The sequence below is a fragment of the Lysinibacillus sphaericus genome (genome assembly GCF_000600105.1).
Taxonomy (GTDB): Bacteria; Bacillota; Bacilli; order Bacillales_A; family Planococcaceae; genus Lysinibacillus; species Lysinibacillus sphaericus.
Map to the genome: position 1 here is coordinate 3,000,423 of NZ_CP006837.1, position 13,186 is coordinate 3,013,608.

General features: G+C 37.9%; 10 protein-coding genes. 4 read left to right on the top strand and 6 right to left on the bottom strand.

Translation table 11 applies throughout. The features are described 5' to 3' along the window. Positions 1–2: 2 nt before the first annotated feature. Complete coding sequence (locus T479_RS14380; RefSeq protein ID WP_025220009.1) at positions 3–1,691, bottom strand: methyl-accepting chemotaxis protein; 1,689 nt, start codon at positions 1,689–1,691, stop codon at positions 3–5. A gap of 392 nt (positions 1,692–2,083) precedes the next feature. On the opposite strand from T479_RS14380, the gene T479_RS14385 reads away from it, so the two are divergent. Together T479_RS14385 and T479_RS14390 are read left to right on the top strand one after the other, a co-directional pair. After that, the gene (locus T479_RS14385; protein WP_024362994.1) at positions 2,084–2,623 is read left to right on the top strand and encodes a 4-hydroxy-3-methylbut-2-enyl diphosphate reductase; all 540 of its coding nucleotides are present in this window, start codon (positions 2,084–2,086) and stop codon (positions 2,621–2,623) included. A gap of 69 nt (positions 2,624–2,692) precedes the next feature. Continuing rightward, the gene (locus T479_RS14390) at positions 2,693–3,661 is read left to right on the top strand and encodes a 4-hydroxy-3-methylbut-2-enyl diphosphate reductase (RefSeq protein ID WP_024362995.1); all 969 of its coding nucleotides are present in this window, start codon (positions 2,693–2,695) and stop codon (positions 3,659–3,661) included. Positions 3,662–3,793: 132 nt separating this feature from the next. Here T479_RS14390 and T479_RS14395 read toward each other — a convergent pair whose 3' ends face one another. Then, positions 3,794–4,495, bottom strand: coding sequence for a response regulator (locus tag T479_RS14395; protein WP_024362996.1), 702 nt, complete (start codon positions 4,493–4,495; stop codon positions 3,794–3,796). A gap of 55 nt (positions 4,496–4,550) precedes the next feature. Next, complete coding sequence (locus tag T479_RS14400; protein ID WP_428842421.1) at positions 4,551–6,131, bottom strand: ATP-binding protein; 1,581 nt, start codon at positions 6,129–6,131, stop codon at positions 4,551–4,553. Positions 6,132–6,243: 112 nt separating this feature from the next. On the opposite strand from T479_RS14400, the gene T479_RS14405 reads away from it, so the two are divergent. Together T479_RS14405 and T479_RS14410 are read left to right on the top strand one after the other, a co-directional pair. Next, a complete protein-coding gene (locus tag T479_RS14405) occupies positions 6,244–7,290 on the top strand; it encodes a TRAP transporter substrate-binding protein (RefSeq protein WP_025220011.1) in 1,047 nt (348 codons plus the stop codon). Between the two features lie 259 nt (positions 7,291–7,549). After that, positions 7,550–8,815, top strand: a complete 1,266-nt coding sequence (locus T479_RS14410) for a dicarboxylate/amino acid:cation symporter (RefSeq protein ID WP_024362999.1) — start codon at positions 7,550–7,552, stop codon at positions 8,813–8,815. Between the two features lie 530 nt (positions 8,816–9,345). Here T479_RS14410 and T479_RS14420 read toward each other — a convergent pair. From T479_RS14420 to T479_RS14430, 3 genes are all read right to left on the bottom strand, one after another. Next, positions 9,346–10,812, bottom strand: coding sequence for a four-carbon acid sugar kinase family protein (locus T479_RS14420; protein ID WP_025220013.1), 1,467 nt, complete (start codon positions 10,810–10,812; stop codon positions 9,346–9,348). Beyond that, positions 10,784–11,683: a 2-hydroxy-3-oxopropionate reductase gene (garR, locus tag T479_RS14425; protein ID WP_025220014.1), complete on the bottom strand. Its 900-nt coding sequence runs from the start codon at positions 11,681–11,683 to the stop codon at positions 10,784–10,786. The genes T479_RS14420 and garR overlap by 29 nt, the downstream gene beginning before the upstream one ends. A gap of 85 nt (positions 11,684–11,768) precedes the next feature. After that, positions 11,769–13,130 (bottom strand): GntP family permease, encoded by a 1,362-nt coding sequence (locus tag T479_RS14430; protein WP_025220015.1) that lies wholly within the window; start codon positions 13,128–13,130, stop codon positions 11,769–11,771. Positions 13,131–13,186: the final 56 nt, after the last annotated feature.

Sequence of the window (13,186 nt, forward strand, 5' to 3'; positions counted from 1 at the left end):
TATTAGATATTAAATTTATTGATAACTTCTTTCACTGATAACGCTTCCTCACTTAACGATTTAGCAACCGTGTTAATCTCCTGTATAGTTGCCACTTGTTCTTCAATGGTCGCTGCAACGGCATCTGACTGTTCAGCAGCATGGACAGCAGCGGAAGACATTTCATTTACCGAGGCGGCCATTTCTTCTGTACTTGCTGAAATTTGTTGGGTTGAAGCCGAGACATCTTCAATTTGGTCCGTCATCTCTTCAATAGATTTTAAAATATTATCGAAGGAATGTTGGGCATTGCGAATAAATTTCACGCCTTCCTCAACATTGCATACTGTTTCCCCTACCGCCTTTTCCACTTCTTGCGTATCTTGTTGAATAAGCGTTACTAGCTCGACAATTTGTTTTGCGGATTCTTTGGATTCCTCTGCTAGTTTGCGTACTTCATCTGCAACAATTGCAAAACCTTTCCCATGCTCTCCTGCACGGGCTGCTTCGATTGCGGCATTAAGTGCCAACAGATTCGTTTGTTCCGTAATAGCAGAAATCACTTTTGTAATATTAACAATTTCAGCAGATTGAGTACTTAGCTGATCGATTCGATCACTTGTTGATTGAGATGATTGTTGAATAATCGACATTTGCTTTTCTGCAATTTGTAAGGTTTGTTCGCCTTCGTTTGCAGCAGATTGTGTACTAATTGCTTTTGTATGAAGCATTTGTGTAGCTTCTGCAATACGTTGAACACCTTGTGCAGTTTCATCCATCGCTATTGAACTCTCCCGCCCAGTTGCAGCAGATTGATTATCACTAAAAGCCATTCGTTCGACAAGATTGGCAATATCGTTTGAAGAATGTGATATCTCGTCCGTACTAGCTGCTAATTGCTCCGCTGCGGAAGTGGTATGTTCCACATTCAATGTCATGTTATGAATAAGTGAATGTAAATTAGATTTCATCAAATTAAATGAATCTGCTAATTTTCTTATTTCATCATTTGTTCGAACTTCTATATCCTTTTGACATAAATCGCCTTTTGCAATCACTTCAGCCGCTGCCGCCAATTTATTTACTGGCACAACAATTGAACGAACTAACAAGACGCCAACTGCTAAACAAATGACTAAAATAATGCCAAATATCCATAAGAACACGTCTCTATTATGGTCGACAAGATGTTCAACATTGTCTAATTTTTTTTGCATTTCGGCAATGCTATCTTGTTGGAATACATCTACTTTTTCATTAATTTCTATTGACGTTGTATCAAATTCAAGCATTATTTGATTACCAGCCTCATGGCCACCTTCTATATAACTAGTTGCCATTTTCTGCCCAGTGCTATAGTAGGCATCAAATGCACGTTTAATCGTATCTAATTTTTCTTGCTGTTGGGGATGAAGGCTTTTCAATTGTTCTAAGTCTCGATAAAAAATTTCACTATATTTTTGTGCCAAGTCAAACCCATCATCTAAATTATTTTGGGCACGTGTGGCACTAATATCCGTTAAATACTGTTGTACCTGCACAACTGACAACTTCATTTCATCTGCTAGCAATGTAGATTGAAATGTCTTTTCCTTTATTACTTGTATTTCCTCTAGCTGCGAAGATGCATTTCGTTGTTGAACAATCCCCATTACTAGAACAAGCAATATAATAATACCAAACGATAACACACTTCTTAATTTAATTGTCACAAAAAACCCTCCTCAATTGGACCCGACTATTACAGTTTTGTAAAAATAACAAACCACATTTACATAACTGTAACATATTTCTTACAATCCAATCGCTATTATTCATTTTTCCACTAATATAATCCATAATACACATTCTTTTTGCCTAAGTTAGCACTTACCAACAAATTATTATACGCTTGCTCAAGTAAAAATATTGTGTATTTTTTTAGAATTTTATTTACAAAGCAGTTGATGGAACGATGTTTTTACAGCTATTCTTTCATGATTCCTTACGATTTCTTCCACTTTCTAGTTATTAGTCGTTGTCGAACGCTAACATCAGCGTCTGCATATCATATCTATAATCAGGTATGTCATCAATGAAAAACGTACAATGAAAGGAGATCATTATGGTATTTAGACCACCTTATCAATTCCCTATGTATCCAAATGGCATGCAAATGCCTGCGCAAATGCCCATGCAAATGCGGATGCCAACACCTCCACAAATGCCACCGCAGTCCTTTTACCCGCCTGGAGGCTTTCCTCAACCACGAATTCCAGGTGGCTTTCCAATGTCTGGGGGCATGAGGGGGGCATTCGGAGGGCAAATGCCGACACCACCTGTACAGGAGCCTTCTAAAATCGGTTCATTTTTACAACAGGCAAATAGTTTATTTAACTCTGCCAAAACGTATACCCCTTATATACAACAAGCAATGCCTATGGTAAAAAACATTCCTTCACTATTAAAACTATATAAAGGTTTTTCAGGGCTCCCTGCAGCTGGAGCGGCGGCGGGTGCGGCAGCGGCAGCAACTGATGCAGCCGCTGCTAGCAATGTCGCAGGTTCAACAAGAACTAGACGTTCAACACAACAAAGTGCGTCGACTACTCCGCGACAACCACTTCCATCGAAGCCGCGCATTTTCCAGCCACCTATGGAGTGAACGTTTCTTTGTATTCGCCGTGCCTGTCCGTTATAATGTAGGTAGGTAAGCTTGAAAGGAGTCACAACCATGCAAGTATTAAAAATTAATCCACGTGGCTATTGCTACGGTGTTGTTGATGCGATGGTCATTGCACGTAACGCCGCACTCGATAAAACATTACCAAGACCTATCTACATTTTAGGGATGATTGTGCACAATAAGCATGTTACAGATGCCTTTGAAGAGGATGGTATCATTACACTAGATGGTGATAATCGCTTAGAAATTATTGAACAGGTTGAAACAGGCACTGTTATTTTCACAGCACATGGTGTTTCACCTGAAATTCGTGAAATTGCGAAACGCAAAGGCCTAGTATCCATTGATGCTACATGTCCTGACGTAACAGTAACACACGATTTGATTCGTGAAAAATCAGCTGAGGGCTATGATATTATTTATATCGGTAAGAAAGGTCATCCAGAGCCAGAGGGGGCAATTGGTGTTGCTCCAGACCATGTTCATTTAGTACAATCTTCATCGGATATCGATGCATTAAACTTAACGAATGATAAATTGCTCGTCACGAACCAAACGACTATGAGTCAATGGGACGTTGCACATTTAATGGATAGTTTAAAAGAAAAGTTCCCACATATCGAAGTTCATAAAGAAATTTGTTTAGCGACACAAGTACGTCAAGAAGCAGTTGCCAAACAAGCAGGGGAAGCTGATTTACTAATTGTTGTTGGTGATCCAAAATCTAATAACTCAAACCGTCTTACACAAGTATCAGTAGAAATTGCTGGCACACCTTCGTATCGTATTGCAGACGTTTCGGAGCTTAAAATTGATTGGTTAAAAGGAATTAATACTGTTGCTGTCACTGCCGGTGCCTCAACTCCAACCCCTATTGTAAAAGAGGTTATTACTTTCCTTGAGCAATTCGATGAAAAAGACGAAACAACGCATACGATCCAACGGACGGTGACACTTGATAAAATTTTACCAAAAATTAAAACGCCTAAACCTGTCGATAAAATTATGCCTTACTAATTGACTTAGGGCGATGTTAAAGTACTTGAACAAAACGAAAAAGTGTTAGATTGATTGTCATCAATCTAACACTTTTTTGCTACGCCGTTGTTGTCCGCTTCGGCGCTACTTTCCGCTCAGCACACCTTAGTGTCATTTACTAAAATAATAATTAATTGGGCGACCAATGCCACCGTAATGGACATCCATCGTAATTTCCTGTTGTTTTTCTAAATAATCTAAGTACCGTCTTGCTGTTACACGCGCAATGCCCACCCCACTGGCAACATCTTCTGCTGATGCACCGTCCACTGATTGTAAATAATGGACCACTTTTTCAAGTGTTGCTCGATTAAAGCCTTTCGGCAACGTTTTTTCAGACTTTTCTTCATTTGCTAGCTCACGTTTTTCTTGCTCATTATGATAATGGAATAATTGATCGAGCTCTCCTTGCGTAAATTCTCTTTCTGTTTGCATTTGTTGCTTAAAGCGCTTGTAATTTTCCAGCGTTCCTTGTACGCGCTCAAATGAAAAAGGCTTCATGATATAATCGAAGACACCAAGGTGCAAAACTTGTTTAACGGTTTCCATATCATTGGCTGCTGTTACGGTAATAACGTCGACTGGTATTTTCAATTCTCGAATTTTCCGCAAGCTTGTTAGGCCATCCTGCTCTGGCATAAAAATATCCATAAATACAAGGTCTGGTTGTAGTGAACAAATTTGCTCTATGCCCTCTACGCCGTTTGAGGCTTGTCCTATTACCTCAAATCCGGCTACTTTTTCGATGAATTGACGGTTTACTTCCCGCACCATCGGATCGTCCTCTATTAATAACACGTTTATTTGTGTCACTGTCAAGCCCTCCATATACTCTAGTACAACTCATTAGCGAAAAAATCGCTGTATATTAAGAATGATAAAATGTTAATAAAAAGCTCGTCCCTTTGTTCGGCTCACTTATTACTTCAATTTCACCCTGTCCTTTTTGGACAATTTCTTTTATTAAATATAGTCCAATTCCTCGACCCTTTTTTTCTTTCGTCGAATAGCCATTATCAAAAATATGTGCCTTTACTGCCTCTGACATGCCGACACCGTTATCCGTTACTAATATTGCCAGTACATCTTCATCTTCATCCACCGAAATATGCACAACCTTTTCTTCCATCGGACTATCCTTTAATGCATCAAAGGCATTTTCGATTAGATTTCCAAAAATAATAACAAAATCGTGATGATCTAAATTTTTCGGAAATGTTGTCAGACGACTAGCTCTGTCTATTTCAAGTGTAATCCCATGCTCTTTCGCATGAGCAATTTTACTGAGCAATAGACCCGATATATTTTCATTTTTAATGCGCTCATTTAAAAACTTCGTAATTTCATCATGTTCTTCTTTTACTTGCGTTAAGTAAGTAAGTGCCTGATCATAATGGCCAAGCTGTAAAAGACCAGCAATCGTATGCAATTTATTTTTATGTTCATGCGTTTGGACACGTAATGCCTGTACAAACGCCTTTACACCTGTAAGTTCTTCGGCTAGCTTTTTCACTTCTGTACGATCCTTGAACATAGCCACCGCACCAACGGTTTCACCATTTACCTGTATAGGAATCCGATTGCTCATAATACTATGATTATTGATATAAAGTTCACGATTATATAGTGGGCGATCTAGCGCTAATATCTCGGGTAGACGTGTATCTGGTAATACTTCGAAGATTTTTTTGCCTATTAATGCCGAAGGTCGGTGTGCTACGCCTAATATATCACATGCTTTTTCATTAAAGATTGTAATTGTAAATTCTTTATCAATGGCAATAATTCCCTCATGCATTGCGTTAAATGTTTCAGTTCGTTCCACATACATTTTAGCAATTTCGTGTGGTTCTAATCCAAACATTTGCTTTTTCATATGTCGCCCTAAAGTTTGAGCACCCCATGCGCTAAATAACAATGACATAACTAATGTAATGATTAGCTCTTTTTGTATAGACGATAGTAGCTCGCTAACTGTTAACACACTAAACCCTACAATCACTACGCCAATTTGACGTCCGTCATCATTCATAATCGGGACAAAAGCACGCACCATATCGCCATGTTCACCATGCGCGATTGATGTATAATAATGCTCCGAAAATGCCGCGTTTAAATCACCTGACTGTGATATGGTCCCTATTTCTTCCGAGTTCGGATGGGAATACTTGCGTCGTTGCATATCGAGAACCACAATATACTGTGCTCCGTTAATATCCCGAATTTCTTCCACAACAGGATTAATATGTTTAGTTGCTTCTAAAAAATCGCTGTTTGCAATGGCCGATTTTAATTCTGGTAACTGTGATACGGTTTTTGCTACCAATAACGCCTGTTCTGCTAACTTTTCTTTTTGCTCGTTCATCACAAACCCTAGTAAAAACGTACCACCAATACTAAAGGAAAGCATGAGTATAAAAAAAGTAAGAGACATGATTTTTCCCTTCATCGATAATTTTTGAAATTTCAATATCATTGCCTCCTTCTTACTATGTATTAGCTTTCTCCCTATGTTAGAATAACAAAAACATGTGAAAATACGAATCAATTGGGTGTATTATATGAAAAATTTTATTTTTGGAACGATTGCCACTGTTTTCGTTTTAACGATTGTATTTAGTATACAGCAAGGTTTTCTGTTTTCGAAAACCTTGCCGTATGATGATGAACAAAAAGGACTCGACAAACAAATTACCATCCATTTAAGTCATGTTGTAGCGGAGAATACGCCGAAAGGACAAGCTGCAACTAAATTTGCAGAACTTGTTGAAGAAAAAACAAATGGTAAGGTTAAAGTACATGTCTATCCAAATGCCTCGCTATATAACGATGAAAATGAATTCCAAGCGTTACAAGATGGAAAAGTTGAAATGATTATCCCTACTTTTTCTAAAATGACTTCTTACCTACCAGATTGGCAAGTACTTGATCTGCCCTATCTTTTTCATACAGATGATGAAGTACGTGAAGTTTTGACAGGACCCATCGGTGAACAATTACTAGATGAGCTGAAGCCTTTTAATGTTCGCGGCCTCGGTTTTTGGCATAATGGCTTTAAACATTTAACTGCCGAGCATCCAATTCATTCATTTGAGGATTTACAAGGGTTACGCATACGTACCATGCCAAGCAAAACACTTGAAAAACAATTCAGCTTAGTAGGTGCAACGCCAGTATCGATTTCCTTTAGTGAAATTTTTACTGACCTTGAAGCACACGCTATCGATGCACAAGAGAACACGGCATCTAATATTTTTTCCAAAGGCTTTTACAAAGTTCAAAAAAATATGACATTAACTAAACATGGTATTTTAGGTTATTCGGTTTTAATGAATGAAAAATTTTGGGAACAGCTACCACCCAAAGTTCAAAAACAACTAATGGAAGCGATGAAAGAAACTACTGACTGGCAATTTAAGCAAGCAGTTTTTATGAACAGCAATGATTTACGTAAACTACAGCAAGAGAACGATTTTGAAATTTACACAATGAGTGATGCAGAACGACAACGATTTCAAGAAAAACTAGCTCCTGTCTATGATTTCTATAAAGCAGATGTCAAACAGCATCATATACTATCTGAAATCCAAAAAATTGTTTCTCCCTAAACTTTTTGGTCATTTTGGCTAAATCCTCACTTTTCGTGAGGATTTTTTCTTTTGTATTATAATAGATTCAATAATTTATAATCTACTATAAAACAGCCTTCAACCCTTGATATTACTAACTTCCAAACTATCGAAACGAAAAATGAACAAAATGAACAATAGAAACTTTACGGTCATAAAAACTATTGTCGGAAAATTTCAGCTATGATAACCACATGAAAGCGTTCACAAATTATACATTTTTCAAGGGGGAAGTATTATGCGTATAAATTTTAAAAACTTAACGGTACAAGTGCTGATTGCCATCGTACTCGGTATTATTGTTGGAGCCGCATTCCCAGAGTTCGGTGCTAGCTTAAAAATACTAGCTGATATATTTATTAAATTAATTAAGATGTTAATTGCACCTATAATTTTCTTAACGGTCGTTATCGGAATTGGTAGCATGGGCGATGTGAAAAAGGTCGGAAAAATTGGTGGGAAAGCATTAATTTATTTTGAAATTGTCTCTACTTTCGCACTTGCGATTGGCTTACTTGTAGTAAATATTATTCAACCTGGTAAAGGATTTAATACTGATGCAGCCAATGCTGCAGATGTTGCTCAATATACAGAGCAAGCTGCTGCTGCTGAGCATGGATTTGGAGCATTTATAATGCAAATTATCCCTGATAATGTAGTTGGTGCACTTGCAAATGGCGAGTTATTGCCTGTCTTATTTTCTGCAGTATTATTCGGTTTAGCTGCTGCTGCTATAGGTGAACCAGCAAAACCTGTTATCAAATTTTTTGAACACGTTGCAGATATTTTCTTTAAAATTGTCAATATGGTGATGAAAATTTCTCCAATTGGTGCATTTGGTGCGATGAGTTACACAATTGGGAACTTCGGTTTAAAATCGCTTGGTAATTTAGGTTTCTTAATGCTCTCTGTGTACCTTACAATGTTCCTATTTATTGTTGTCATTATTGGTTTAATTACACGTTACTTTGGCTTTAATATTTTTAAATTTATTAAATACATCAAAGATGAAATTTTTATCGTAATCGGTACTTCTTCTTCAGAATCTGCGCTACCTTCTATGATGCGCAAATTAGAAAATTACGGTTGTTCAAAACAAGTAGTTGGACTTGTTATGCCAACAGGTTATTCTTTTAACTTGGACGGTACTTCCATTTATTTATCCATGGCGGCTATTTTTATTGCCCAAGCTTATGGGGTAGATTTAGATATTTGGCATCAGCTTACTTTACTAGGGATTTTAATGTTAACTTCTAAAGGTGCTGCCGGTGTCACAGGCTCAGGCTTTATTACGCTAGCTGCAACACTTGCTGCATTCCCGATGATTCCTGTAGAAGGTATAGCTCTGTTAATAGGTGTAGACCGCTTTATGTCTGAGGCTCGTGCTGTCACTAACCTAATTGGTAACGGTGTAGCAACAGTTGTCGTATCGAAGATGGAAAAAGAATTTGATACGGACCAAGAAAAACGCGCTCTTTCAGGTGAAATGATTCACAACGCTTAAACATAAAACATCCAATCTACTAGTAAAGTTAGTAGATTGGATGTTTTTTTATAGTAAGTCAATCCTTTTGCTAGTTTTCTTGCACGCCCCGTGTCTTAAGAAATTTTGTAGTCAAGCGAATCAGAAAAGCACTTACTATTGCTATTCCCAAAAACGACGTCACTATAAAAACGATCGGGGAACCTATAAAAACGAACATCACATCAGTATGACTTTCTGCTACATATCTCTCCCCTAGTTTTACCTTTCCGAAAATCTCTTTACTATATGACCATCCATACATAATGAAAACGAATAGTATATGTAGGACTAACGAACAAAAAAATGCCTGCACAGCCGTTTTCAGCATAAACTTTTCCTAGTTCGCTGAAACATAGGAAAGAATGTACACCAAATCATCAATTTTTCCACTTCCCTTTTCTATGGAATAAATAACTATTTTAACATAAAAAGAAAAACCGTAACGCCTTCATTAGTAGCAAGAAGTTCGGTTTATCTTTTCTCTAAAAGGTTAAATATGTTCAAAATGGTTACTTTATTTCTCCTTCCAACACTTCAATCACTTCTTTTAGCGTATTGATTGTGCCAACATTGCCAGGGAAAATGATGTAACATGAATCGGGAAATTTGCTTTCTTGTCCTATTTTCCATACGGGAATTCCGGGTTTTATTTGGCCAGCTACTGTCGCACGCTTAACCGATAGTCCAATTGTTCCCACGCTTGAAGAAGTAATTCCGCCTTTTGCAACAATGTATTTTGGCTGTACCTGTAAGTTGTAAACAATACTTGTCACAGCATTTGAAATTTTAACGGCTAATTGAAGTTCGTTTTCACCTTGGTTTTCTCCTAAATCTAGCCTCTCGCGACGAGTGTAATACACTACAGATTTACCTGCACTGATTAACTCTTCGCAAGTAGTGCGAACACGTTGAATCTCTTGTTGAAACTTCTCATCATCATGTACAAGATGAACGTCAAGCTCTACCCCTGTGACAAGACCACTATCCAGAAGTGCGTATAATTGGTCTGTTGTTTTTTGCACATGGGAACCAACTACAATCAGTCCCCCGCTGGACGACTTATCTGTCATCAGCTCATCTCTTGATAAAAGTGGCTTATATGAAATACCGCCTAAAACTTTTGTTAATGAAGCGGCACTCCTAAAAATAAATGATTTCCCTGCTTTCATGACTTGAAGCAAGGCAATAACAAATACTTCAACATCACTATAAGCTGCTGCATTGACAACGATTTTCCTAAAATTTTTTGCAGCTAGTAATTGCGCTTGTATGGCTTTCATATTTTGTGAGCGTAAGTCTTCAAGCGTGATATAAATTGTATCTTCTTTTGTATAAGCACCTTTTGTTTTTTCTTCAATCCATTCGCCCAAATGAGAGGAAACAAAACCAAAAGTACGGTCTTTTGCAAATTCAGTTTCACCTGCTGGAACAAGTTCATCTCCATACTGAACATAATGAATATTATGGATTGTTAAACGACCGCCTTCTTCAAAAAAAGGAATAATAATTTCCCCATCAAACGTTGTATCAGAAATTTCTTCAATTGAAGTTTTCAATGTTTCCGTCTCTAGAGGGTAATGGCCTCGCAATGTGGAATCCCCTCTACTAATCAACACATAAGGCTTTCCTTCTTGCAAAGAAATAGCATGTACACGGTGTGCGATGTCCCGATGGACGACTGCTGTTTCCTCTGCTGAAAAACTGCGGGAGTTTGTTAACAGAAAAAAAACCTGATTCTTTTCGCGAAATCCTTGCTTAATGCTTTCTTCTGTCCAATCCGTATAAACCGAAACACCATGAACGGTTTGAACACCGGTTGGGTCATCATCAAGAACAACGATTTTATGATGAAAACTCCTTAGCTCATCCTTTAATTTTAGTTGAATTTGCTTATGATTCGCTTCAAGAAGGCTCGATAACACTTCCGATGTTTTTTCTTTACCACGATTATTGCCCCTCTCTTGAAACTTCAACATTCGCTAATTTCTCATAATGTTGAACAATGCTTGCGTGATCCAATCTCTCTTTTCCATCTGCCTTTAAACTATAAAAAATTTCTAAAAGTTGCGCCGATAATGGCAGTGGAACAGCTAGCTCATGTGCAGTATTCATTACATTTTTTATATCTTTCAGATTAATGTCGACACGGCCACCCGCTTGAAAGTTTCGATTAAGAATCATTGGAATTTTAGCATCCATTACGGTGCTTCCCGCAAGTCCTCCACGAATTGCCTCGTACATTTTCCCCACATTAATACCGGCTTTTGTCGCTAGCACAAGTGCTTCGGAAATAGCAGCAATATTTAAATTTACAATGATTTGATTGGCTAGCTTTGCTGTAGTGCCACAACCTGGATCACCAACATGGACAATGTTACTCCCCATATTCCCAAGAATGTCTTTTACCTTTTCAAATACCTCTTCCTTTCCACCAACCATAATTGTCAATGTTCCATCAATTGCCTTTGGCTCTCCACCACTAACTGGTGCATCAAGGAAATGGACGCCTCGATTGGCAGAGAGCTCAAACATTTCTTTTGATTCTGACGGTGTGACTGAGCTCATGTCGATAATAATCATATCCCGACGAGCACCTTCCATTACCCCATGTTCGCCGAAAATAGCTTGGAAAACATCTGCCCCTTGCGGTAGCATTGTAATCACCACATCACTTGTTAATGCTACTTCCTTACTAGAAGTTGCCTTGTTAGCACCATCTTGTGCAAGCATATCAACTGTGGTTGTATTTATATCGTATACAGTCACATCATTACCTTTTTTTAAAAGGTTGCGAACCATTGGTGCCCCCATAATGCCAAGTCCAATAAATCCTATTTTTTTCTTCATTTTGACTTCAGCTCCAATCTAGTTGTTTATTAATCAGTGATAAATACCTTTTTCGTATCTAAAGCAACGCTATTAAACAAGTAAATTATAACCCTGGTAAAATCCCTTGGAATATGCTGAGAATGTAGACGAATAGTAATACGGTTACACCTGATAAGAAGCCCCCAATTGTCCAAACTCTTATTGTTTCTGTTATAGATAAACGTCCAAATTTACTTACTACCCAAAAACCTGAATCGTTAGGAAGTGATAAACCGACCCCGCCTGCACAAATTGCAAGACCCAATAGGACTGGCGATACGCCAAGTTCCGTCGCTATCGGACCCATGATTGCAGATGTTGTCACTAACGCCACCGTGGCAGACCCAAGCGATGCACGAAGAATTTGCGAAAATAAAAATGCAAGTAATAAGGCAGGCACATTAAGCCCTTGCATCATAGCAATAAGTAAATCACCAATGCCTGTTTCTTGAACCACTTTACCAAAGGCACCACCTGCTCCAGTAATAAGGATGACCAAACCGCTTTGATTAAACGCTTTGGCAAACACAGTTTTAGAATCTTCCTTGATGTATGGCTTTAAGGCAAACATTGCGACAACTAAACTAATTAACAGTGCAACATTTTTATCTCCAATAACGGAAAAAAAGGTCGGAACGAAATGTTCTGGGTTGCCTCTGAATAGTAAATTCATGAATGTGTTCGATAAAATCAAAATAATTGGTAAAGCGAGTATGCTAAATGAAAGAACTGTTGAAATTTCTTTTCTGTCAGCAATTGTGCTATTTCCTTCAGACATTTCATAATCATCAAGACGTCCATTATTTGCAATGCGCTTCCCGATAAACTTTCCATACATGACGCCACCTACGAGTACGCCAGGAATGGAAACAAGCAATCCATAAAGAAGAAATACTCCGATATCCGAGCCTGTTTGGTCAGCAACCACTAATGGCCCTGGTGTCGGGATAATTAAACTATGGGCAGTAATTAATCCAATCGAAAGAATTGCAACAAAAGTAGAAAGTGCTATTTTTGTTTTAAGAGAAATATTTTGGATTAATTTATGTAAAATAATAAACGCTGCATCAAAGAATACAGGAATTGAAACAGTAATCGATGTCATTGCAATAGCGTAAGGAGATTTTTTCACCCCAAAGACGCTTAGCATCCCAGTAGCAATTTTATTAATGGCCCCTGATGATGCTAAAAATTGACCAAATAATATTCCAAGTCCGATTAAAATACCAACACCAGCTAGTGTATTGCCAAATCCGGTAGCGATAATGCCAGGGATTTCTTTCGCAGGAATGCCTGACAATAAGCCAAGACCAAGGGCAACCACTAAAAGAGAGACAAAGGCATCCCATTTGAATCGAATAATAAGGACAAATAAAACAATTAAAGCAAGAACAAATCCAAAAATGAGTGTATGACCTGTTAACATTGTAGTGTATCCTCCTTAAGTAAAAAGTTAGTTAAGGTGACAACGCTTACATTTTA